Source organism: Pseudophaeobacter sp. A-200-2, from assembly GCF_041008815.1.
Classification (GTDB): domain Bacteria; phylum Pseudomonadota; class Alphaproteobacteria; order Rhodobacterales; family Rhodobacteraceae; genus Phycobacter; species Phycobacter gallaeciensis_A.
The window spans coordinates 347,919-371,477 of sequence record NZ_JAXGFU010000003.1; the positions used below are offsets into that span (position 1 = coordinate 347,919).

At 63.4% G+C, this 23,559-nt stretch carries 22 protein-coding genes; 13 read left to right on the forward strand and 9 right to left on the reverse strand.

What is annotated here, in order from left to right:
* Positions 1-4 precede the first annotated feature (4 nt).
* From SM766_RS06590 to lpdA, 7 genes are all read left to right on the forward strand, one after another.
* Positions 5-718: a hypothetical protein gene (locus tag SM766_RS06590; RefSeq protein ID WP_368947283.1), complete on the forward strand. Its 714-nt coding sequence runs from the start codon at positions 5-7 to the stop codon at positions 716-718.
* A gap of 18 nt (positions 719-736) precedes the next feature.
* Complete coding sequence (sucD, locus tag SM766_RS06595; RefSeq protein WP_065272509.1) at positions 737-1,624, forward strand: succinate--CoA ligase subunit alpha; 888 nt, start codon at positions 737-739, stop codon at positions 1,622-1,624.
* A gap of 288 nt (positions 1,625-1,912) precedes the next feature.
* A complete protein-coding gene (locus SM766_RS06600) occupies positions 1,913-2,203 on the forward strand; it encodes a hypothetical protein (protein WP_065272508.1) in 291 nt (96 codons plus the stop codon).
* 41 nt (positions 2,204-2,244) lie between these two features.
* Positions 2,245-5,196, forward strand: coding sequence for a 2-oxoglutarate dehydrogenase E1 component (locus SM766_RS06605; protein ID WP_065272507.1), 2,952 nt, complete (start codon positions 2,245-2,247; stop codon positions 5,194-5,196).
* Between the two features lie 11 nt (positions 5,197-5,207).
* A complete protein-coding gene (gene odhB, locus SM766_RS06610; RefSeq protein ID WP_368947284.1) occupies positions 5,208-6,737 on the forward strand; it encodes a 2-oxoglutarate dehydrogenase complex dihydrolipoyllysine-residue succinyltransferase in 1,530 nt (509 codons plus the stop codon).
* A 102-nt stretch (positions 6,738-6,839) separates the two neighbouring features.
* Complete coding sequence (locus SM766_RS06615; RefSeq protein ID WP_065272505.1) at positions 6,840-7,229, forward strand: MAPEG family protein; 390 nt, start codon at positions 6,840-6,842, stop codon at positions 7,227-7,229.
* Between the two features lie 96 nt (positions 7,230-7,325).
* On the forward strand, positions 7,326-8,720 hold the full coding sequence (lpdA, locus tag SM766_RS06620) for a dihydrolipoyl dehydrogenase (RefSeq protein WP_368947285.1): 1,395 nt from the start codon (positions 7,326-7,328) through the stop codon (positions 8,718-8,720).
* A 124-nt stretch (positions 8,721-8,844) separates the two neighbouring features.
* Here the strand turns inward: lpdA and SM766_RS06625 are convergent, their stop codons facing one another.
* From SM766_RS06625 to SM766_RS06640, 4 genes are read right to left on the reverse strand one after another with little or no spacing between them, the layout of a single operon-like run.
* Positions 8,845-9,450 (reverse strand): pyridoxamine 5'-phosphate oxidase family protein, encoded by a 606-nt coding sequence (locus SM766_RS06625; RefSeq protein WP_368947286.1) that lies wholly within the window; start codon positions 9,448-9,450, stop codon positions 8,845-8,847.
* On the reverse strand, positions 9,428-10,177 hold the full coding sequence (locus SM766_RS06630) for a lysophospholipid acyltransferase family protein (RefSeq protein WP_368947287.1): 750 nt from the start codon (positions 10,175-10,177) through the stop codon (positions 9,428-9,430). Before SM766_RS06630 ends, SM766_RS06625 begins: the two co-directional genes overlap by 23 nt.
* The gene (locus tag SM766_RS06635; protein ID WP_274831423.1) at positions 10,174-11,085 is read right to left on the reverse strand and encodes a cell division protein FtsX; all 912 of its coding nucleotides are present in this window, start codon (positions 11,083-11,085) and stop codon (positions 10,174-10,176) included. The genes SM766_RS06630 and SM766_RS06635 overlap by 4 nt, the downstream gene beginning before the upstream one ends.
* Positions 11,082-11,759: a cell division ATP-binding protein FtsE gene (locus tag SM766_RS06640; protein WP_065273706.1), complete on the reverse strand. Its 678-nt coding sequence runs from the start codon at positions 11,757-11,759 to the stop codon at positions 11,082-11,084. The genes SM766_RS06635 and SM766_RS06640 overlap by 4 nt, the downstream gene beginning before the upstream one ends.
* 205 nt (positions 11,760-11,964) lie before the next feature.
* Here SM766_RS06640 and SM766_RS06645 point away from each other — a divergent pair, with 205 nt between their 5' ends.
* Positions 11,965-12,900 carry a zinc-ribbon domain-containing protein gene (locus SM766_RS06645; protein ID WP_368947288.1) on the forward strand — a complete coding sequence of 312 codons (936 nt, stop codon included), beginning with the start codon at positions 11,965-11,967 and terminating at the stop codon, positions 12,898-12,900.
* 100 nt (positions 12,901-13,000) lie between these two features.
* Here SM766_RS06645 and SM766_RS06650 read toward each other — a convergent pair whose 3' ends face one another.
* The 3 genes from SM766_RS06650 to SM766_RS06660 all read right to left on the reverse strand — a co-directional run bounded on the left by SM766_RS06650 (position 13,001) and on the right by SM766_RS06660 (position 17,646).
* The gene (locus tag SM766_RS06650; RefSeq protein ID WP_368947289.1) at positions 13,001-15,643 is read right to left on the reverse strand and encodes a TIGR02302 family protein; all 2,643 of its coding nucleotides are present in this window, start codon (positions 15,641-15,643) and stop codon (positions 13,001-13,003) included.
* 75 nt (positions 15,644-15,718) lie between these two features.
* Positions 15,719-16,984 (reverse strand): diaminopimelate decarboxylase, encoded by a 1,266-nt coding sequence (lysA, locus tag SM766_RS06655; RefSeq protein WP_274831425.1) that lies wholly within the window; start codon positions 16,982-16,984, stop codon positions 15,719-15,721.
* A gap of 74 nt (positions 16,985-17,058) precedes the next feature.
* Entirely contained in the window at positions 17,059-17,646 is a 588-nt protein-coding gene (locus SM766_RS06660) for a TetR/AcrR family transcriptional regulator (RefSeq protein ID WP_368947290.1), read from the reverse strand.
* A 141-nt stretch (positions 17,647-17,787) separates the two neighbouring features.
* Between SM766_RS06660 and SM766_RS06665 the strand changes: the two genes are divergently transcribed.
* Entirely contained in the window at positions 17,788-18,681 is an 894-nt protein-coding gene (locus SM766_RS06665; protein ID WP_368947291.1) for an SDR family oxidoreductase, read from the forward strand.
* A 168-nt stretch (positions 18,682-18,849) separates the two neighbouring features.
* Here the strand turns inward: SM766_RS06665 and SM766_RS06670 are convergent, their stop codons facing one another.
* Together SM766_RS06670 and argH are read right to left on the reverse strand one after the other, a co-directional pair.
* Positions 18,850-19,026 carry a hypothetical protein gene (locus SM766_RS06670; RefSeq protein ID WP_165832669.1) on the reverse strand — a complete coding sequence of 59 codons (177 nt, stop codon included), beginning with the start codon at positions 19,024-19,026 and terminating at the stop codon, positions 18,850-18,852.
* A 99-nt stretch (positions 19,027-19,125) separates the two neighbouring features.
* A complete protein-coding gene (gene argH, locus SM766_RS06675) occupies positions 19,126-20,520 on the reverse strand; it encodes an argininosuccinate lyase (protein WP_368947292.1) in 1,395 nt (464 codons plus the stop codon).
* Positions 20,521-20,540: 20 nt separating this feature from the next.
* On the opposite strand from argH, the gene SM766_RS06680 reads away from it, so the two are divergent.
* The 4 genes from SM766_RS06680 to SM766_RS06695 all read left to right on the forward strand — a co-directional run bounded on the left by SM766_RS06680 (position 20,541) and on the right by SM766_RS06695 (position 23,542).
* Positions 20,541-21,104 (forward strand): TlpA disulfide reductase family protein, encoded by a 564-nt coding sequence (locus tag SM766_RS06680; protein ID WP_197492318.1) that lies wholly within the window; start codon positions 20,541-20,543, stop codon positions 21,102-21,104.
* Positions 21,105-21,213: 109 nt separating this feature from the next.
* Positions 21,214-21,600, forward strand: a complete 387-nt coding sequence (locus tag SM766_RS06685) for a hypothetical protein (RefSeq protein ID WP_368947293.1) — start codon at positions 21,214-21,216, stop codon at positions 21,598-21,600.
* Between the two features lie 13 nt (positions 21,601-21,613).
* A complete protein-coding gene (locus SM766_RS06690; RefSeq protein ID WP_368947294.1) occupies positions 21,614-22,561 on the forward strand; it encodes a sterol desaturase family protein in 948 nt (315 codons plus the stop codon).
* A 141-nt stretch (positions 22,562-22,702) separates the two neighbouring features.
* Positions 22,703-23,542 carry an EAL domain-containing protein gene (locus tag SM766_RS06695; RefSeq protein WP_065272490.1) on the forward strand — a complete coding sequence of 280 codons (840 nt, stop codon included), beginning with the start codon at positions 22,703-22,705 and terminating at the stop codon, positions 23,540-23,542.
* The last annotated feature ends 17 nt before the right edge of the window (positions 23,543-23,559 follow it).

Below are 23,559 nucleotides of genomic sequence, written 5' to 3' on the forward strand. Positions count from 1 at the left end.
CTTGATGCGCCTGGTCAGCTCCTTGCTGTGCACCTGCCTATTCGCGATGGCCGCTTGCACCAGTGACTATGCCTCTGGCAACAGTCAGCAATCTATTTTGTCGACAAACCCAGCTGCATACAGTGCGCCCTTGCCAGGTGCTGAAGGCGGGAGATATGATCCCGCGACCGATACCTACATCCCAGCGGCCACATTGCACTCTGGTGCGATGTCGCCTGCGGATCTGCCTCAGGGTGGCCAGCGTTCAGGCGTCGGCGCAGGGCCTGCAGCGACAGCCTACGTTGCTCCGTCCTATGTTGATGGTGGAACTGACGCGTCTGTTGTCGACGCGACACCGGACCACTTGCTGGGCGCTTCCCGTGAAGCGAAGATCTTCAGGCAAGTCTGCGCAAACAATGCACCCGCTTTAGAAGCGTACGCCATTGAGCATGCTGCACGTGCCACCATCTACTCTGCAAAGAACTTCCGCGGAGCTGGTGTGGCATATGACGCTGGGGAATCCTGCAGAGTAAACTTTGGAGGAGCCCCTGCTCCAGCCGACGCGACAATCCAAAGCATCGCAGTGGATTTTGCCCGGAAGACTGGTGGCAGCCTGCGTGCTCGCAAGAGCGCGATCGGCGGCAGCAAATGGTACGAAGTGAAAATTGGCCGCACCAAGTTCGGCATTGAAGGCGGCGCTCGTGGCGGCGTCGCCTACTACACAATCGCAAAAAGATAGAACAGGAGACTCCTAAAAATGGCAGTCCTCATCGACGAAAACACCAAGGTCATCTGTCAGGGCTTCACCGGCTCGCAGGGCACCTTCCACTCTGAACAGGCCATCGCCTATGGCACCAAGATGGTCGGCGGCGTGACCCCCGGCAAAGGTGGTCAGACCCACCTTGACCTGCCGGTCTTCAACTCGGTCCACGAGGCCAAGCACGTGACCGAAGCCAATGCATCCGTCATCTACGTGCCGCCCCCCTTCGCGGCGGATTCGATCCTCGAAGCCATCGACGCCGAGATGGAGCTGATCGTCTGCATCACCGAAGGCATCCCGGTTCTGGACATGATGAAGGTGCAGCGCGCGCTGGAAGGCTCCAAATCGCGCCTGATCGGCCCGAACTGCCCCGGTGTCATCACCCCCGACGCCTGCAAGATCGGCATCATGCCCGGTCACATTCACAAACGCGGGAGCGTGGGTGTTGTGAGCCGTTCCGGCACCCTAACTTACGAAGCCGTGAAACAGACGTCTGATATCGGCCTCGGCCAGTCCTCTGCGGTTGGCATCGGCGGTGACCCCATCAAGGGCACCGAGCATATCGACGTGCTGGACATGTTCCTCGATGACGACGAGACCCAGTCGATCATCATGATCGGTGAAATCGGCGGCTCCGCCGAAGAGGAAGCCGCAGCCTTCCTCGCCGAGCAGAAGAAGAAAGGCCGCTGGAAGCCGGTTGCTGGCTTCATCGCCGGCCGTACCGCCCCTCCGGGCCGCCGCATGGGCCACGCGGGCGCGATTGTCGCCGGCGGCAAGGGCGGCGCCGAAGACAAGATCGAAGCCATGAAATCGGCCGGTATCGTGGTCGCCGACAGCCCCGCGGGCCTGGGCGAAGCGGTGCTGAAAGCGATCGAGCTGGGCTGACGTGTCTGCCGCTGACCATATCAGCCACGGGCAGCGCCCGACCCTGGGGGGGTGCGAAAGCGCCCTCCCATGGAGTGGGTTGGGCGCTGCCCGGCGTTGCCGCCGGGCGGTGTCTTCAGTTTTGACAAATCACATTCACCCGGACCCTGTTGCTGAAGAGGCCATCCCGGCGTCTTTTGCAGCAGCGTCCCGTTGCGGCTTCACCTTTCGGAAACCCGGGTCGGCCAGTCTGCTCCGAATGACCACAGGCCAAGTCGCACACGGTTCCACCCTGCAAGAGGCGCCCAAATGACTGAACACAACCCAGATGATGTCTTCCCTGCGTCCTCATTCCGCACGCGGCTGCACACCACTGCAGGCGCGCTGTGTCTTTCCGTGCTGACCGCAACCTCCGCTGCGGCCATCACCGCCCCGATGCAGGGTGTTCTGAATTTCGAACCCGGCACCCCCATCGAGGACATCAAAGCCCGCCTCGCAAACGAAATCTGCAAAGGCGCCAGTTCCATAACAATTACCTCCGGCCCGGAACCGGCGCTTGACCCGACCAAGGAACAAGTCACGTTCCAGTGCGAACCCTGATCTGACCCCACAACCGCATACCGACTCTTCGGGAGTTATAGATGACCGACCAAAGCCCAAATGACATTTTCCATGCGTCCTCGTTCATGCAAGGACACAATGCGGAATATCTGGAGCAGCTTTATGCCCAGTATGCCAATGACCCGAGTGCGGTAGATGCCGCCTGGGCCGAGTTCTTCCGCCAGATGGGCGATGCCGAGCTTGACGTGAAAGCCGAGGCCGCAGGCCCGTCCTGGGCCCGCAGCGACTGGCCGCCCGCGCCCAATGACGATCTGACCGGTGCGCTGACCGGCGAATGGCCCGCTCCGGTGGAGGCCAAGGCCGCAGGCAAGAAGATCGCGGAAAAGGCCGCAAAGGCCGGGGTTGAGGTCTCGGACGAACAGATCCAACGCGCGGTGCTGGATTCGATCCGCGCCCTGATGCTGATCCGAGCCTACCGGATCCGGGGCCATCTGGCCGCCGATCTGGACCCGCTGGGCATGCGCGGCCAGACCCCGCACCCGGAGCTCGACCCCAAAACCTATGGCTTCACCGATGCGGACATGGACCGGCCGATCTTCATCGACAACGTGCTGGGGCTTCAGGTCGCCTCGATGCGGCAGATCATCGACATCGTGAAGCGCACCTATTGCGGCACCTTTGCGCTGCAATACATGCATATCTCGGATCCCGAGCAGTCCTCCTGGCTGAAAGAGCGGATCGAAGGTTTCGGCAAGGAAATCCAGTTCACCCGCGAGGGCCGCAAGGCGATCCTCAACAAGATGGTCGAGGCTGAAGGTTTCGAGAAGTTCCTGCACGTCAAATACATGGGCACCAAGCGCTTTGGCCTGGATGGCGGCGAGAGCCTGATCCCGGCGATGGAGCAGATCATCAAGCGTGGCGGTAACCTCGGCATCGAGGAAATCGTCATCGGCATGCCGCACCGTGGCCGCCTGTCGGTTCTGGCCAACGTGATGCAGAAGCCCTATCGCGCCATCTTCAACGAATTCCAGGGCGGCAGCTTCAAGCCCGAAGACGTGGACGGCTCAGGCGACGTGAAATATCACCTCGGCGCCTCCTCGGACCGCGAGTTCGACAACAACACCGTTCACCTGTCCCTGACCGCCAACCCCTCGCACCTTGAGGCGGTAAACCCGGTGGTTCTGGGCAAGGTCCGCGCCAAGCAGGACCAGAAGAGTGACGCCACCCGCACCAAGGTTCTGCCGATCCTGCTGCACGGCGATGCGGCCTTTGCCGGTCAGGGCGTCGTGGCGGAATGTTTCGCCCTGTCGGGCCTGCGCGGTCACAAGACCGGCGGCACCATCCATATCGTAGTGAACAACCAGATCGGTTTCACCACCGCGCCGCATTTCTCGCGCTCCTCGCCCTACCCCACCGACAACGCACTGGTGGTCGAGGCGCCGATCTTCCACGTCAACGGCGACGATCCCGAAGCCGTGGTGCACGCCGCCAAGGTCGCGACCGAGTTCCGTCAGAAGTTCGGCAAGGACGTGGTCATCGACATGTTCTGCTACCGCCGGTTCGGTCACAACGAGGGCGACGAGCCCATGTTCACCAACCCGCTGATGTACAAGAACATCAAGAGCCATAAGACCACGCTCAGCCTCTATACCGAGCGTCTGGTCAAGGACGGTCTGATCCCCGAGGGCGAAATCGAGGACATGAAGGCCGCCTTCCAGGCCAAGCTGAACGAGGAATTCGAAGCCGGTAAGGACTTCAAGCCCAACAAGGCCGACTGGCTGGATGGCCGCTGGTCGCATCTGGACAAGCAGAAGGACGACTACCAGCGCGGTCAGACCTCGATCAGCGAAGAGACCTTCAACGAGGTTGCCGGTGCCCTGACCCGCCTGCCCGACGGTTTCCCGGTGCACAAGACCATCGGTCGCTTCCTCGATGCACGCGCCAAGATGTTCGAAAACGGTGCCGGCATCGACTGGGCCACCGGCGAGGCACTGGCCTTTGGCTCGCTCCTGACCGAAGGCTACCCGGTACGTCTGGCCGGGCAGGACTCCACCCGCGGCACCTTCTCGCAGCGCCATTCCGGCATCGTGAACCAGGACACCGAAGAACGCTACTACCCGGTCAACAACATCCGGGCGGGCCAGTCGCAATACGAGGTGATCGATTCCGCCCTGTCGGAATACGCGGTTCTGGGCTTTGAATACGGCTATTCGCTGGCCGAGCCCAACGCGCTGACCCTGTGGGAAGCCCAGTTCGGCGATTTCGCCAACGGCGCCCAGATCATGTTCGACCAGTTCATCTCCTCCGGTGAAAGCAAATGGCTGCGGATGTCCGGCCTTGTCTGCCTTCTGCCGCATGGTTTCGAAGGTCAGGGCCCCGAGCACTCCTCGGCGCGTCTGGAACGCTTCCTGCAGATGTGCGGACAGGACAACTGGATCGTCGCCAACTGCACCACGCCGGCGAACTACTTCCACATCCTGCGCCGTCAGCTGCACCGCACCTTCCGCAAGCCGCTGGTGCTGATGACACCGAAGTCGCTGCTGCGCCACAAGCTGGCGGTCAGCAAGACCGAGGAATTCACCACCGGTTCCAGCTTCCACCGGGTGCTTTGGGATGACGCCCAGCACGGCAATTCGGAAACCAAACTGGCTGCCGACGACAAGATCAAGCGTGTCGTGCTGTGCTCGGGCAAGGTCTATTACGACCTTTTGGAAGAGCGCGACGCCCGCGGCATCGACGACATCTACCTGATGCGGATCGAACAGTATTACCCCTTCCCGGCGATCAGCTTGGTGAAGGAGCTGGAGCGGTTCAAGGATGCCGAAGTGGTCTGGTGCCAGGAAGAGCCCAAGAACCAGGGCGCCTGGACCTTTATCGAGCCCAACATCGAATGGGTGTTGACCCGCATCGGCTCCAAGCACACCCGGCCCCAATACGTCGGCCGCGCCACATCGGCTTCGCCCGCGACGGGCCTGGCCAGCCAACACAAAGCCCAACAAGCCGCGCTTGTGAATGAAGCGCTGAGCATCTGAGGAAAAGAGATATGACCACCGAAGTGCGCGTACCCACCCTGGGTGAATCCGTGACCGAGGCAACCGTGGCCACCTGGTTCAAGAAACCCGGTGATGCGGTTGCTGCCGATGAAATGCTCTGCGAGCTGGAGACCGACAAGGTCACCGTCGAAGTGCCCGCCCCCGCCGCTGGGGTGCTGGCCGAGATCGTTGCCGCCGAAGGCGACACAGTGGGCGTTGATGCGCTGCTGGCGAATATCTCCGAAGCAGGCAGCGCCGGCTCCGAGACGCCGCAGCCCAAGGCCGCAGCCCAGGCCGAAGCGGCCCCCGCAGGCGGGGAAGACACCGCCGCGGCCGGCGGTGCCTCCACCGACGTGATGGTGCCGACCCTTGGCGAATCCGTGACCGAGGCGACCGTCTCCACCTGGTTCAAGAAGGTCGGCGACACTGTCGCGCAGGATGAAATGCTCTGCGAGCTGGAAACCGACAAGGTCTCTGTCGAAGTGCCCGCGCCCGCCGCTGGTGTTCTGGCCGAAATCACCGCGCCCGAAGGCACCACCGTGGATGCCTCGGCGAAACTCGGCGTGATCTCGGGCTCCGGTGCTGCGGTGGCGGCGGCCCCGGCTGCTGCGCCCGCTGCAGCTGCGGCACCTGCCGCCGCGGCCAAGGACGTCGCCAATGCGCCCTCGGCAGAAAAGGCCATGGCCGAAGCCGGGATCTCCGCCGCCAATGTCGAAGGCACCGGCCGCGATGGCCGCATCATGAAGGATGACGTCGCCCGCGCCGTGGCCGCCGCAGCCTCTGCCCCCGCGCCCGCAGCAGCCCCCGCCGCACCGCGCGCACCGGTTGCTGCCGACGATGCTGCACGCGAAGAGCGGGTGAAGATGACCCGCCTGCGCCAGACCATCGCCAAGCGTCTGAAGGACAGCCAGAACACCGCCGCCATGCTGACCACCTATAATGAGGTGGACATGACCGAGGTGATGGCCCTGCGCAATCAGTACAAGGACCAGTTCGAGAAGAAGCACGGCGTGCGTCTCGGCTTCATGTCCTTCTTCACCAAGGCCTGCTGCCACGCGCTGAAAGAGGTTCCCGAGGTCAACGCCGAAATCGACGGCACCGACATCGTCTACAAGAACTTCGTGCATATGGGCGTTGCCGCCGGCACCCCCACCGGCCTCGTGGTTCCGGTCATTCGCGATGCGGACAGCATGTCCTTTGCCGAGATCGAAAAGGCAATCGCCGAGAAAGGCAAGCGCGCCCGTGACGGCAAGCTGTCGATGGCGGAAATGCAGGGCGGCACCTTCACCCTGTCCAACGGCGGTGTCTATGGCTCGCTGATGTCCTCGCCGATCCTGAACCCGCCGCAGTCGGGTATTTTGGGTATGCACAAGATCCAGGACCGTCCGATGGCCATCAATGGTGAGGTGGTAATCCGCCCGATGATGTATCTGGCGCTGTCCTATGACCACCGCATCGTCGACGGCAAAGGCGCCGTGACCTTCTTGGTGCGCGTCAAGGAAGCCCTGGAAGATCCCCGCCGCCTGCTGATGGATCTGTAAAGAACTTAGGGCAGCGCCCGACCCTGGGTGGGTGCGAAAGCGCCCTCCCGTGGGGAGGGTCGGGCGCTGCCCGGCACTGCCGGGCAAACGAAGAGGCTAGGAATGACCGCTGAACTCACCGCCCTCACACTTGCCGCCCTGCTGCAGGTTCTGCAGTTCTTCGCCTATTCCATCACCGCCAACCGGCAGGTCGGCCCTAAGGTAGCAATGGGGCCGCGTGACACGCCGGTGCAACTGACCGGCACGGCAGGCCGCCTACAACGGGCGCTGAACAATCACTTCGAAGGGCTGATCCTCTTCACCATCGCATGTGTGGTGGTGACCCTTGGTGGCCAGTCCACCCCCTTCACCGCCGCCTGCGGCTGGGTCTATCTGCTGAGCCGGGTGCTTTATGTGCCCGCCTATGCATTCGGCCTCACGCCCTGGCGGTCGGTCGTCTGGTCGGTCGGCTTCCTGGCCACCACCCTCATGCTCATCGCGGCGCTGATCTGATGCGCGGCGCTCCTCCTCATATTCCCGAATACGGGCCGCTGGCGATGCGTGACCATTGCCCCTGCCCTCTCCTTAGTTCCAACGAAAGGACCTCCCATGGCTTCCTATGACGTGATCATCATCGGCGCCGGCCCCGGCGGCTATGTCAGCGCCATCCGCTGCGCTCAGCTGGGTCTGAAGACCGCTATCGTCGAAGGGCGTGAAACCCTTGGCGGCACCTGCCTCAACGTGGGCTGTATCCCGTCCAAGGCGCTGCTGCATGCGACGCACTCCCTGCACGAGGCAGAGCACAACTTTGCCAAGATGGGTCTCAAGGGCAAATCGCCGTCCGTCGACTGGAACCAGATGAAGGCCTACAAGGACGATGTCATCGGCCAGAACACCGGTGGCGTCGAATTCCTGATGAAGAAGAACAAGATCGACTGGCTGAAAGGCTGGGCGTCGATCCCCGCTGCCGGTCAGGTCAAGGTTGGTGACGACGTGCACGAGGCCAAGAACATCGTGATCGCCTCCGGCTCGGTTCCCTCCTCCCTCCCCGGCGTCGAGGTCGACAACGACAAGGGCATCGTGGTGGACAGCACCGGCGCGCTGGAGCTGCCCAAGGTCCCGAAGAAGATGGTCGTCATCGGTGCCGGCGTCATCGGACTGGAGCTTGGCTCGGTCTATGCCCGCCTTGGCGCTGAAGTCACGGTCGTCGAGTATATGGATGCGGTCTGCCCCGGCATGGACAAGGACGTGCAGCGCACCTTCAAGCGGATCCTTGAAAAGCAGGGCCTCAACTTCATCATGGGCGCCGCCGTTCAGGGTGTCGAGACCACTAAGACCAAGGGCAAGGTGACCTACCAGCCCAAGAAAGGCGGCGATGCCGAGGTACTTGACGCCGATGTGGTGCTGGTCGCCACCGGTCGCAAACCCTACGCCGAGGGGCTGGGGCTGGATGCGCTGGGGGTGAAGCTGACCGAACGCGGCCAGATCGCGACCGATGCGAAATGGGCCACCAACGTGCCAGGCATCTACGCCATCGGCGACGTGATCGAGGGTCCGATGCTGGCCCACAAGGCCGAAGACGAAGGCATGGCGGTGGCCGAGGTGATCGCGGGCAAGCATGGCCACGTGAACTATGGCGTGATCCCCGGTGTCGTCTACACCACGCCTGAGGTTGCCACCGTCGGTGCCACCGAGGACGCGCTCAAGGCCGAGGGCCGCAAGCTGAAGGTCGGCAAGTTCAACTTCATGGGCAATGGCCGCGCCAAGGCCGTGCACCAGGGCGAAGGTTTCGTCAAACTGATCGCGGACAAGGAAACCGACCGCATTCTGGGCGCAGCCATCATCGGCCCCGGCGCCGGTGATCTGATTCACGAGATCTGCGTTGCCATGGAATTCGGCGCCTCTGCCGAGGACCTGGCCCTGACCTGCCACGCGCACCCGACCTACTCCGAGGCCGTGCGCGAAGCGGCCCTGGCCTGCGGCGACGGTGCTATCCACGCCTGACACCAGGCATATGAGGGCAGCCTGCCCTTTGACCAAAAACAAGCGCCCCCGCAACATGCTGCGGGGGCGTTTTCATTTAGCAGGCCCGGTGCAGAATACGCAGGCCGCGCTGGCTCCTGCCCTCTCACCACATGGTCGCAGCCGCCCGTGCGCCCCAGGCGTCATCATAGGGTTTGCCACCCTCCTCGCCATTCGTCTGCTCGGCCAGGATTTCGCCCATGCTGGGCAGCCCCTCACTCTCGTCGCCTGCGGCCCATGTTCCCGCCCGCATCAGGGCGCGGGCGCATTGGCTGTAGATCTCGTCGATGGCGATCACCAACACGGTGGCGGGCTGTTTACCCTGCCGGTCGAACCGGGCGCGCAGATCCGCATCTGCGGTGATCCGTGCCTGACCGTTCAGACGCACCACGTTGTTCGATCCGGGCACGAAGAACATCAGCGACACCCGCGGATCCACCACGATATTACGAAGCGAGTCGATCCGGTTGTTGCCGCGCCAATCGGGCAGCGCCAGGGTGCCGGGGTCCAGCTCCAGCACGCAGGGACCATCATCGCCGCGCGGGCTGGCATCGGTGCCTTCGGGACCGACGGTCGAGAGGACGCACAGGCGCGAGGCCATGATCCATTTGCGATAGAGCGGCGTCATCCGACGCGCCACTTTTCGTAAAGAAGGCGCTCCCGGTTCCCCGTAAAGCGCCTCCAGATCTTCAAGTGTTTCGATGTAATCCATCCGGTTCAAACCCCGCTTCGCGCATCAATGCATCGGATCGCTCTTCGACCCGGTCTTCCAATATCTTCATGAATTCCTGCCGCGCCATGCCCGGCTCAATCGGGTCAAGGAACTCCACCACCGCGACACCGGGGCGGCGCATAATGCCCTTGCGCGGCCACAGCACACCGACGTTGGTGGCCACCGGCACGCAGGTTTGCTGCAACTGTTCGTAGAGCACGCCGGTGCCGACCTTATACTCGGCCTTCACGCCTGGGGCCACGCGGGTGCCTTGCGAGTAGATCACCAACTGGCCCGCCTCCTGCCGCCCGGCATGCACGTCGGCAACCATCTTCTGGATGGCGGCGCCGCGCTTGCCCCGATCCACCGCCACACAGTCCAACAGCTTGGCATACTGGCCGATCACCGGGGTGCGCAGGATTTCCTTTTTCATGATGAACTTGGCCGTTGGCAGCGCGGTGAAGATCATCATGATATCAAGGAACGACTGATGCTTGGCCGCGATCAGCGCTTCACCCGATGGCGGGGTGCCGCGCACCTCGCAGCGGATACCGACCATCCAGCGGGCGCTCCAGAACACCCAGCGCGAATAGGTCTTGCAACAGACGCGCGCACCGCGCTTGCTGAAGATCGCCCAGGGCGCAAAGGCAAGGCCAATCACCGGCATCATCAGATAGATCTGGCCCACGAACAGCAGCGAGCGCAGCCATTGAATTGCATCCTTCACGTCAATTCTCCCAGACGTTTGTTGGCCGCGCGGGTCGTCGCCACATAGGCCACCAGCGCCCCCAGCACCGGAATGACCAGCGGTAGCAGCCAGCCCCAGCCCTGAAAGCCAAGCCCGGTCAGAAAGCCGCCCTCGTCCGAGGCGGCCGGCATCAGCCAGACACCCAACATGCCAAATCCCATCCCCACAACCGCGCCACTGAAGGCCCGCAGGGTAAACCGGCGGATAAAGGCCTGCGCGATATAGCTGTCCTGTGCGCCGACAAGGCGCAGCACTTCGATCACCTGGGCATTGGCCGCAAGCGCCGCATTGGCCGCAAGCGAGATCATCGCCCCCATGGCGCCACCGATCAGCAGGATCGACACCACCGCCAGACGCCGAAGCGATTGCGCCGCATCCACCAGCGGCGCCCGCCAGCGGGTGTGATCGTCCAGCACCGCACCGGGCACCTCGGCCTGCAGGCGCAGGCGCAGGCCGGTGGCATCATAGCCGGGATCATCCTCGATCACCTCGATCAGCTGCGGCACCGGTAGCGCATCAATCGGCACCGAGGCGCCGAACCAGGGCGCCAACAGCGCCGCCTGTTCCTCGGGGGTAAAGGCGCGTGCCGAGGCCACGCCCGGCGTCTGCCGCAAAATGGTCAGGGCCGCCTCGGTCTGGGCGGCACGCTGTTCGGCGGGAGCATTGATGCGCAGGGTCGCGGCGCGGGCCAGTTCATCCGCCCAACGGTCCGCCAGCCGCCCCGAGGCCAGCGACAGCGCCAGCGCAAAGACCGCCAGGAACGCCATCGCCCCGGCAGCAAACAGGGTCAGCTGCGCCGTGAAGCCACTGGGGGGCACCACCCGGTCGGCCTGTGCATCGCCGCTGATCAGCGCCCGCAGGCGCCCGCCAAAGCCGTCCCTGCTCATAGATCCGCTCCCGCAAGATGCAGCTGTTTGTCGTAAATCCTCAGTACCCGGGCCTGAACCTGGTTCTTGGCCGCCCGGATCAGCGACAGATCGTGGGTCGCCACCAGAATGGTCTTGCCCATGCGGTTCAGCTCGACCAGCAATTGCAGCAGCCGTTGCGACATTTCCCAATCGACGTTCCCAGTCGGCTCGTCGGCGATGATCACATCCGGCGACAGGATCACCGACCGCGCCAGCGCCGCACGCTGGCGTTCGCCGCCGGACAACTCTGGCGGCAGCGCATCCGAGCGCTCCGCAAGCCCGACCCAGTTCAGCAATTCGCGCAGGTTCGCCTGCTCCTGCCCCAGATCCCGCCCCGAGACGGTCAGCGGCAGAGCGATATTCTCGATCACCGGCAGGTGGTCCAGAAACCGGCAATCCTGATGCACCACGCCGACCCTGCGGCGCAGAAAGGCCATCTGGTCCCGGTCCAGCCCTTTGACATCCATGTTGAAGACGCGCACCCGGCCCGAGGTCGGGGTCAGCGCTCCATAGCAAAGCTTCAGCAGGGTTGTCTTGCCGGTGCCCGAAGGACCAGTCAGGAAATGGAAGGATCCCGGCGCCAGCTGCATCGACAGATTGCTCAGCAGCTCTCCGCCGCCATAATTGTAGCCTACGTTGTCCAGCTCGATCACGGCGTCCCCCTGGTGCTGCTTGCTCGTTTTGCCTCAGAGCACCGCCAGTTTCAATGGCCCGCAGCCGTGCGGGCGCCGCCGGTCACGCCCGCGTGCGCGGCGCCCCGCGCAATTGCCCCTTCCTTGATGGCCCCGAACTCCCTATGGTCATTTGAAAATACCGCTGAATTGCACCCGGAAGACTCCGGGTCCAAGGAGACCGAGAATGCGCCTGACATGTCCGAATTGCGCTGCCCAGTACGAAGTGCCGGATGACGTTATCCCGGAAGAAGGACGCGATGTTCAGTGCTCCAGCTGCGGCACCACCTGGTTCCAGCCCGCTGCAGGCGCCAGCGCAGAGCCCCCTGTGGCCGAGGACACAGCCCCAGAGCCTGAGGGCACACCAGAGGTATCCGAACAGGTCGCCACAGAAGAAGCCATCACATCAGAGGCCGCAGCCGAGGAAATACCTTCCCCAGAACACGCTCCCCATGTTGAAGAAGAGCAGATGCCCGAGGCGGCAGAGGATCTGACCACCTCCGAGGAGCTGCCAGCCGAGGAAGAGGACGAGCCGGAAGAGCCTGCCCCCGCCCCTGACATGGACGACGAAGCCGAACGCGCCGCGCGGCGGCAGCGGGGCCTGGACCCGGCGCTATCGGACATCCTGCGCGAAGAGGCAGAGCGCGAAGCCTCCCTCCGCGCGGCCTCTGCGCCTGCACAGGGGCTGGAGAGCCAGCCCAATCTGGGTCTGGATGATCTGCCCGAAAACGAACAGGCCCTGCGCGCCCGTCAGGCCAAGGACCGGATGGCCCGGATCAAGGGGCAGGACCCGCGTCAACTGGCAGCCGAAGCCAGCGGACAACGCCGGGGCGTGCTGCCGGATATCGAAGAGATCAACTCGACCCTGCGCGCCGGGGATGCCGCCGCCGTTCAGGCCGCTACCGAGGACACGCCAGTGCCACGCAAAAGCGGCTTTGCACGCGGTTTTGCGCTCACCATCCTGCTCGCGCTGATCCTGATGATGATCTACACCAACGCAGCCAAGATCGCCGAGGCGGTACCGCAGGCCGATCCTTACCTCAGCAGCTATGTCACCTGGGTCGATCAGGCACGGCTGTGGCTGGATGCGCAGGTCAAGGCGCTGCAAACACCGCAGCCCTGATCACCCCGCTGGTCCAGCAGGCGCATTGATCAACTGCGTTTGAGACCGTCATTTCCTTAGGGAATGCCGTGCATAGGGTCTCAATTCCCCCCTAGCGGCTTCAGAACCGGTCGAACAGCCGCTGCAGATAGTTGCGCTCTTCCTCGCTACGGCTGCGATCCTGCGACCGGCGGCGGATTTCCTCCAACAGATCCCAGGCCCGGCCATGCGCCGAACCCCGGTCCGGAACCGCACCTCTATCGCCATTGTCCATGCCGCTGGCGCGTCCCAGCGGATCCAGCCCCTCGGCCGAGCCATTGGGCTGGGCCTGTCCCTGCTGTCCCTGGTTCTGTCCCGGCTGCTGGCGCTGTGCCATGGCTTCGCCAAGCGAGCGCATGCCTTCGCGCAGGGCCTCCATCGCATCGGATTGCTGGTCGATGGCCTCGGCCAGATCGCCGTTCCGCAACGACTCTTCGGCACCCTCCATGGCGCGGCCTGCCCGATCCAGCGCATCGCGGGCATTGCGCCCTTCCTCGCCCCCAAAGGGCAGGCCGTCACGCTGACGTTCCAGCTCGTTCCGCAGGGCCTGCTGACGCTGAGCCAGATCGCCCGCGCTGGGATTGCCATCCGCGCCAGAGCCGCCCTGCCCCGGCTGGCTTTGTCCCGGATCGCCGCCGCCACCCTGCTGCTGGCCGGATTGTTCGCCACCCTCACCGGTACCGCCGGTTCCATCGTGGCTCTGTCCACGGCCCTGACCGCCGTTGCGGCCCTCGTTGCCCTGGCTTTGACCGCGCTGTGCATCGCTGTTGAACTGTTCCTGCAAATCGCGGAAGGCCTGATCGGAGAGGCCCTGCTGTTCGCGCAGGGTCTCGGCCAGACCTTCCATGGCCTGCCGCCCCTGATCGCCGCCCTGCTGGCCTTGCTGGCCGCGGGTCATGCGCATGTTTTCCATCATCTGCTGGAGTTCGCGCAGGGCCTGCTCGGCCTCGGCCATGCGACCCTGTTCCATCAGTTCCTGAATGCGGTCCATCATCGCCTGCAGGTCGTCCTGGCTGAGCTGCATCATGTCCTCGGGCATCTCACCCGGTTCCATCATCTCGCCGTTCTGTTCGGCCTGCCGTTGCAGCTGGCGCAGGTAATCATCGGTTGCTTCGCGCAGCTCCTGCATCAGGCGGGCGATCTCCTGATCGCTGGCGCCTTCGCGCATGGCCTGGCTCAGCCGCTCCTGAGCGCGTTTCATCCGCTCCAGCGCGTCGCCCACATCGCCTTCCTCGAGCGCGATGGCCAGATCCCACAGCGCCGCTGCGATGTCTTCCTGCGCAAGGGGTGTCAGTGCGCCTGCCGCCAGATGGCTTTCGAGCCGCCGCAGAATGCCGCGCAGGCGCAGATAGCTGCCCGCATCGCGGAAAATCCCATCGGGGCGATGCGACACCGCCCGAAAGATCTGCGCCACCCGCGGCGCATTGGCCCGCGCCCAAAGGATATCACGGCGCTGCTCGGCTACCGAAGCGGCCAGCGGATCAAAAAAGCGCCGCGCTGTCAGCGGCGCGCCAAATGGAGCCGCTGTGCCGCTCTGCCCCGCCGCGTCCTGCGCAGTGAAGGTATAAGTGACCGGCAAATTGGCCCAGGGATGCTGCGAGAAATCCTCGATCAGGCGTTCGGTAAAATCGCTGCGCCCGCCAGTGAGAGGCAGCGGCAGGTCCAGTACGATATCCTCGCGCGGGTCCGGGTCGATCTGCAGCCCGTGCCGCCGGTCCAGCGCCGCAAGGTCCAGAGAAATCCGCACGGTTCCGCCGACAACGCCGTAATCATCCTGCGCCGCGAAGGGCAGGTTCAGCGCGCCTTCGGGGCCTAGATCCGGCGCGCCCGCCACCGCAACTGCAGGCGGTGCATCCGGCGTCACCGTGACCTGCCAATCGCGCCCACCCTGCCCGGCGATGGCCAGCTGGCCTTCCTGACGGACCTCGAATTCCTGCTGCGGATCGGTCGCCGGGGGTAGTTCGCCAGTGCGGGCGGAAACGGTTTCATCCAGCGTCAATGCGCCGATCTCACCATAGAACCGCAGGGTGATCTGGCTGCCCTCGGGCAGGGTCAGCTCTCCGGCAGGCTGATCGTTGAGGTAAAGAACCGGCAGGCCCGTGTAACGCGGCGGTGCGATCCAGCCTTCCCAGGTCGGCCCGTTCATCGCTGAGGCCGCGCCCGGTGTCATGCCACTGAGGCTGCTGACCCGCCAGAACGAGCCGAAGACCAGCGCCACGACCAGCGCCAGCAGCGCCATATACCGCAGGGCAAAGGGATCCGCCGCTGCGATTTTCAGATTTGGAGAGGGCGCGCGGGCCTGCCGCGCCGCTGTCGCCATGCGCCGCTGATGTGCCTGCCACAAGGCCGCCGAGGCCGGGTCGGAAGCGCCAATCGCCTGACTATCCAGAAGCGCGCTGACTGGTCGCCCCGGCAGGGTTGCGTCCAGCCGCGCCAGCGCCGCCGCATGGCTTGGCCAGGAAAACCGTTTGATGCCCCAGATGAGCGCCAGCCCCAGCGCTAGCACGCTGAGCACGGCACCAGACCAGACCAGTTCGACCGGTAATTCATCGTGCAGCCCCAGCATCACCGCCGCCAGCGCCAGCATCAGCACCGAGGCCGCAGGCCACAGGGCGCGCAGCAGCTGCTCCGCGATCATGCCCGCCCGCGTCAGGCGCAGGGGCCAGCGCAGCGGTTTCAGACGCGGGTCAGCCTTGGGGGGGAATGCAGCGTCGGATGCGGCCATTTCGGCGATGCCTCTCTGCGCGGGTGCGGGCGCGGTTGCGGGGGTGCCCCGACCGCGAAAAGTCCGCAGCCGCGATCAGAGCCATTCCGGAATGGTATCGCGGTTTATCATTTCGTCAAAGGTCGGACGTCGGCGAATAACCGCGAATTGATCCCCATGCACCAGTACCTCGGGGATCAGGGGGCGCGAGTTGTATTCGCTCGACATCACCGCGCCATAGGCTCCGGCGCTGCGGAAGGCGATCAGATCCCCGGCAGCCAGCGGCGGCATATCGCGCTGCTTGGCAAAGGTATCGCCGGATTCGCAGACCGGCCCGACGATATCATAAGGCTGGCTTTCGACGCCCGGCTCCGGTTCGATCACCGGCACGATATCGTGATGCGCCTCGTACATGGCGGGGCGGATCAGATCGTTCATGGCCCCATCGATGATCAGGAAATCACGGCCCTCGCCGGATTTCACATAAATTACCTTGCTGACCATTAGCCCGGCATTGCCCGCGATCAGGCGACCCGGTTCGATCTCGATCTCGCAGCCGAGGTGGCCCAGCGTACGCTTGATCAGGGCGCCATACTCCATCGGCAGCGGCGGCGCCTCGTTCGAGCGGGTATAGGGAATGCCAAGCCCACCCCCCAGATCGAGGCGGCGGATGTCATGACCTTCGGCGCGCAGGGTCTCGGTCAGCTCCGCAACCTTCTGATAGGCGGCCTCGAACGGGGCCAGCTCGGTCAGCTGCGAGCCGATATGCACGTCGATCCCGATCACCTCCAGCCCCGGCAGGCTGGCGGCATGGGCGTAGACCTCGCTGGCGCGGGAAATCGGGATGCCGAATTTGTTCTCGGATTTTCCGGTGGCGATCTTGGCGTGGGTCTTTGCATCGACATCGGGGTTGATGCGGATGGTGATCGGCGCACGGGTGCCCAGTTCCAGAGCGACCGCGTTGATCACCTCCATCTCGGGCTCGGATTCCACGTTGAACTGGCGGATGCCACCGGACAGGGCGCAGCGGATTTCCTCGGCCGTTTTGCCAACGCCGGAAAAGACGATCTTGTCGCCCGGCACACCAGCCGCCTTGGCCCGCAGGTATTCGCCCTGACTGACCACATCCATGCCCGCGCCCGCCTGCGCCAGCGTCTGCAGGATGGCCTGGTTGCTGGCCGCCTTCATCGCAAAACAGACCAGATGCTCGGTGCCTTCCAGCGCCTCGTCGAACAGGCGGAAATGCCTGAGCAGCGTCGCGGTGGAATAGACATAGAACGGCGTGCCTACGGCGGCGGCGATTTCAGCCACCGGAACGTCCTCGGCGCAGAGCGCGCCATCGCGGTAAAGAAAATGATCCATGCCTTGGCGATTAGACCAAAAGAGGCCGCCGGATCAATGGAATTTGTCCTGCTACAGCGTTGTCCACTGCGCGTTTATCCCCGCAGCCCCGATGCGATCATGGTAAAGGCGGTCTCGCGCCGCAGGGTGGCGATCTTGGACCCCGCATCGAACAGGCTCAGATGCAGGAAAACCCCATCCAGCATCGCGATCACCGCCCGCGCCAACGCCATCGGATCGCAGTCAGCGCGGATTTCCTGCGCTTTGGCAAGATCTGCGAAATGTTCTGCCCAGTGCCGGGCCAGCCAATCGAAAAATCCGTCAATGATCTCTACGGCACGGGGATCCTTGAACCCCGGTCCCAGCACTTCAAAGATCAGCGATGTCATATCACGCTGCGCCAGGATCACCGTCTGGCGCAGGCCATCCAGATAAAGCTCAAGCGTCTGCGGGGCGGGCAGCAGGGTAATCTGGCCCCTCAGCCCGTCGAAATATTGCCCGATCAAGCTCAGGATGAGGTCATCCTTGCCGTCGCAATAAAGATAGAGCGTGCCCTTGGCCACGCCCGCGGCCCTGGCAATATCGGTCATTTTGGTGGCCTGATAGCCCGTGCGCGCAAAACACATCATCGCCGCCTCGAGGATCTCAGCCCTCATTTTATCCTTGTCGACGATCTTCGGCATTGCCGTTCCTTTTGGGCCTGATTGCACGGAATGCATAGCGGGGTTGACCTGTCCCGGCATATAAATGACTTGCGGGTCAGTCATGCGGCCCCTAGATAGCGCGCTATATCTGACCAATTGGTCAAAAATGGATTAGTGTCAATGAGTGAAAATCAGAAGATTGCATTTGTCGCCGGTGCAACTGGCCATCTGGGGCGCCATCTGGTGGCGCAACTGTCGGCCCGGGGCTACTCCGTGCGGGCACTGGTCCGGTCCGGCTCGGATACGTCCGGGTTTCCCCGAGGTGTTGAAATCGTCACCGCAGAGGCCACCGACCCGGCCAGCCTCAGCGGACTTATGGATGGGGTGGAACTCGTTGTCTCGGCTTTGGGGCTGACCCGGCAGACCGACCGTGTGACCTATCTGGATGTGGATTATCAGGCCAACCTCAACCTGCTGAAAGAGGCGGTGAACGCCGGGGTCGGTCAGTTTGCCTATGTGCATGTGCTGACCCGGGGCACCCCCACCTCTGATCTGGTGGCGGCCAAATCGCGGTTCGTTGGCGTGCTGCAAACCGCCCCGCTGCAGGCGTGCGTCATCCGCCCCAACGGGTTCTTTGCCGATATGGAAGAGATCCTGTCGATGGCGAAAAAGGGCCGGGTCTGGCTGATCGGTGACGGATCGGTGCGGATCAACCCGATTCATGCCCTCGATCTGTCCTGTGCCATTCTTGATGCCATCGAAGCCGGGGAGGCGGATGTGGAGATCGGCGGCCCCCAGGTGCTGAGCCTCGATCAGATCGCAGAACTGGCCTTTGACGCCCTCGGTAAACCCGCCCGGATCACCCACCTGCCGCTGTGGCTGGGCCATGCGGCCCTATCAGTGATGAAACGTTGCACCCCGCGTCATGTCTGGGGGCCGTTCGAGTTTTTCCTTACTTCCTGCCAGCAGGACGCCATCGGACCGCAATATGGCAGCCGGTCGCTGGGCGATCACTATGCTGGGATTTGTTCAAATCGTGCCGGTACAAAGGTTTCGGCGTTCAGTTCCCGATAGAAACGCCAACCCGGGCGTACCCCGAAACTGTCACACCCGACCCGGGTGTCTGAGACGCAGAGCTACCGCTTGCGGTATTCGTGGTGCGTTCAGGGGCCAGCGGCTCACATCCCGCCAAAGCGACCACGACCGGCAGCCAGAGGACGGCGCAGGCCGCGCGCGAAGGCATCAGAAGCCCAGAAGAAGGCTGAACGGTCCCTGCTGAACACCAACGCTGCCCCCGGCATGGACACCGCTGGTAGAGACCCCGACCCCGGCATTGAGTGTGGGGCGCACCGGCTCTCCATCCACGCCACAGGCCGCGAGTGTTGTGGCTGCAACGAAAAGAAAAACAAGAACGCGCATCGGAGAGAAGCCCTCGGCTCGGGTGGGTATTCGTTCAATATGGGCGGGGCGCTGGCCAATCACAAGCGCCCCCGCCACAGGATCTCGGCAAAGGCCTGCTTAGCCCGCCAGGATCTCTTTCCAGCGTTTCACCTGCGCGCGCACCTGCGCGGGCGCGGTGCCACCATAGGACATGCGCGAGTTGACCGAGTTTTCGACTCCCAGAACGGTGAAGATATCCTCGGTGATGCCTTCGTGCACGCCCTGCATGTCCTCAAGGCTGAGGTCAGGCAGATCGCAACCACGGCCCTCGGCCATCGCGACCAAGGCGCCGGTGACATGGTGGGCATCGCGGAAGGGCACCTTCAGCACCCGCACCATCCAGTCGGCCAGATCGGTGGCGGTGGAGAAACCCGAACCTGCGGCGGCAGCCAGCGACTCGCGGTTGGCAGTCATATCCTTGACCATGCCTTCCATCGCAGCCAGCGCCAGCATCCAGTTGTCGGCTGCATCAAAGACCTGTTCCTTATCTTCCTGCATATCCTTGGAATAGGCGAGCGGCAGGCCCTTCATCACCATCATCAGCGCGGTATTGGCGCCAAAGATCCGGCCCACCTTGGCGCGGATCAGTTCGGCCGCATCCGGGTTCTTCTTCTGCGGCATGATCGAGGAGCCGGTGGAGAAGCGATCCGAGAGCGTCACGAAGCGGAACTGAGCCGAGGACCAGATCACCAGCTCTTCGGCAAAACGGCTGAGGTGCACGGCGCAGATCGATGCGGTGCTCAGGAACTCCAACGCAAAGTCACGATCCGACACGGCATCGAGCGAGTTTGCCGCAGGCCGGTCAAAGCCCAGCGCCGATGCGGTCATGTCACGGTCGATGGGGAAGGAGGTGCCAGCCAGCGCCGCCGCACCCAGGGGCGATTCGTTCATCCGGGCGCGGGCATCACGCACGCGGGACAGATCGCGGCCGAACATTTCCACATAGGCCATCATGTGATGGCCCCAGGTCACCGGCTGCGCGGTCTGCAGGTGGGTAAAGCCGGGCATCACCCAGTCAGCGCCTGCCTCGGCCTGATCGACCAGCGCCTTGATCAGCGCCAGCAGGCCTTTTTCGGCAGCGTCGAACTGATCGCGCACCCAGAGTTTGAAATCGGTCGCCACCTGATCATTGCGCGACCGGCCGGTGTGCAGACGCCCGGCGGGCTCTCCGATCACCTCTTTCAGGCGCGCTTCGACGTTCATATGGATGTCTTCCAGCGCGGTAGAGAACTGGAAGCTGCCGCTTTCGATCTCTGACAAGACCGTGAGTAGCCCTTCCCGAATGGCCTCGGCGTCGTTATCCGTAATGACGCCTGTCGCGGCCAGCATGGCGGCATGGGCTCTTGAGCCTGCGATGTCCTGGGCTGCCATACGCTTGTCAAACCCGATCGAGGCATTAATTGCCTCCATGATCGCGTCAGGGCCAGCGGCAAAGCGGCCGCCCCACATCTGGTTTGAGGATTGATCTGTCATGGCTGAACCCCGGAGATAACATGCGTCTGTTTCGTCACCTCACCCTTTATATGGCCCTTGCCTTGGGTGCAAATGCCGCCTTCGCCGCAGATGTCGCGACGCTGGAGGCGCTGCGCGCCGACAGTCTGAAACGGCTGGTCGTCCATTCCGAGCCGCGCCCCGTCTCTGACGCGGAGTTCTTTCTGGAAAACGATGGCGGCACCGCCACGCTGACCGATTATCAGGGCAAGATCGTTCTGCTGAACTTCTGGGCGACCTGGTGTGCCCCCTGCCGCAAGGAAATGCCGCAAATCGCCGAGTTGCAGGAAGAGTTCGGCGGCGAGGACTTCGAGGTCCTGACCATCGCCACCGGGCGCAATTCCCCTGCTGGTATCGTCAAGTTCTTCGAGGAAAACGGTATCACCGGCCTGCCCCGCCACACCGATCCGAAACAGGCGCTGGCCCGCAACATGGCAGTGATCGGCCTGCCCATTACCGTTCTGATCAACCGCGAAGGCGAAGAGGTTGCCCGCCTTCTGGGCGATGCGGAATGGAACAGCGACAGCGCCAAGGCGATCATCAAAGAGATGATTGCAACGCATTGATCTGCGCATCCCGCAACGGGTCCGGCCGCGCCCCGATCACGGCTTGACCTCACGCGACCTTTGACAGGCTCCTTCCCGGTCCGCCAATGTAGGGATCAGGGAGGAGCATATGCCACTAGAGATCCTGCTGATCATGGTTATCGGCGGCGTCAGCGCGGTCGCCGCGATCCTACACCTGTCGGGCCGCTCGGCGCAGACGGTGCTGTCGGTCGAGGACGCCCGCGCCGAGTGGCATCGCCATTTCCCCGATGATGTGATCCACCAGGTGCTGATCGCCGAAAACGGCCACGCCGCGCTGGTGCGGATCGAGGGCGGAACCGGCCTTCTCTGGGCCTTTGGCGCCGATACCGTGGCGCGCCATCTTATTGATTTTGATGTCTTTGAAACCGGAACCGGCCTCAGGCTGGAGTTCCACGATTTTGGCACGCCGGGCGTCTCGCTCTCTCTTGCGCCGCACGAACGCGCAGACTGGCAACAGATGATGATCCCGTCCTGAAGGAACCCCGCCGATGAGCGATCCAATCTCTTACCCCGATGTGACCCAATACGCGGTGCCGTTTTTCATCGCGGCGATCCTGGCCGAGTTCCTGTGGATCGCGATCAAAGGCCGGGGCGGGCGGTATGAAACCCGCGATGCATTGACTTCGCTGATCATGGGGGCGGGCAGCGTCGCGGCAGGGATCCTGCTGGGTTTCATCGCCTGGGCGTTCTTCATGGTTCTGTGGCGGCTCACGCCGCTTGATATGGGGACGTCGATCTGGGCGGTTCTGGTCTGTTTCGTGCTGGACGATCTGCGCTATTACTGGGTGCACCGGTTCGGCCACCGGGTACGCTGGGTCTGGGCCAGTCATGTGAACCATCACTCCAGCCAGCATTACAACCTGACCACCGCGCTGCGGCAGACCTGGACCGGCACCTTCACCTTCATGATGGTGGTGCGAGCGCCGCTGGTGCTGCTGGGATTCCACCCGGCGCTGGTGCTGTTCGTCGGTGGCCTCAACCTGATCTACCAGTTCTGGATTCACACCGAAGCGATTGGCAAGATGCCCCGCTGGTTCGAGGCGGTGATGAACACCCCCAGCCACCACCGCGCCCACCATGGCCGCAACCCGCGCTATCTGGACTGTAATTATGCCGGCGTCTTCATCATCTGGGACCGGATGTTCGGCACCTTTGTTCCCGAGCAGGAGAACGACCGCGTCGATTACGGCCTTGTCCACAACATCGGCACCTTCAACCCGCTGCGCGTTGCCTTTCACGAATGGGTCGGCATCTTCCGCGACATGACGCAGCCTGGCCTGACCCTGAAACAACGGCTGCTTTATGCGCTGGCGCCGCCCGGCTACAGCCACGATGGCAGCCGCGACACCAGCGAAACCATCAAGGCGAAGCACCTGGCCCGCAACCCGGGTGACCGCGGCACACCGGGATTTGAACAACCAACCGGCCCGACCTGACAGACCGGGCCGCGACATCAGATGCGACTTTTCCTAAAGTTTTAAATTTAATCCATGGTTTACCCTTTTGTCCGAGAGTGCAAAGCAACGCATAGTTTCCATGCACATGATCAGGCACAGGTATAGCCAGGGGGCAAAACAGTGAAACACAGTCGCTGGAAAAAAGCGGACCTGCCAGAAGGCTCAGAAAACCCACTGAACGCAGCGGTAGTATCCCGCGACCGGTCCACATTGGATATGGTTGCCGAGGCGGTGAAGCATGACCAGACGATGCTGGCCTTCCAGCCGGTCATGCAGGCCATGCCCCCGCATCAGACCGCCTTTTATGAGGGTTACATCCGGGTTCTGGATGCCACCGGCCGGGTGATTCCTGCCCGTGACTTCATGCATGTGGTCGAGGAAAAGGAAATCGGCCGCGCACTGGACTGTCTGGCGCTGCAGCACGGGCTGCGGGCGCTGATGAAGTCGCCCCAGATCCGCCTGTCCGTGAACATGTCGGCGCGCTCCATCGGCTACGGCCGCTGGATGGACGTGCTGAACCGCTTCCTGAAGAAAGACTCCACCATTGGCGAACGTCTGGTTCTGGAAATCACCGAAGCCTCGGCCATGGCCGCGCCAGAGCTGGTCATCGACTTCATGGAGCGGCTGCAGAAACACGGCATCGCCTTTGCGCTGGATAACTTCGGGGCCGGCACCACGGCCATCGCTCACTTTCGCGAATTCTTCTTTGACGCGGTCAAGATCGACGGTCAGTTCATCCGCGGCATCAGCGGCAATCCCGACAATCAGGCCGTGACCTGCGCTCTGGTCGGCATTGCCAAGCAGTTCGACATGCTGGTGGTGGCCGAGTCGGTGGAATCCGAAGCCGATGCGCAATACCTTGTTTCCATCGGCGTTGACTGCATGCAGGGCTTCCTGTTCGGCGCCCCGACGGTCAGCCCACCCTGGCTGGAGGAACTGAAGGAACGCAGCCGCGCCTGACCCGCTGCGCTGCAGCG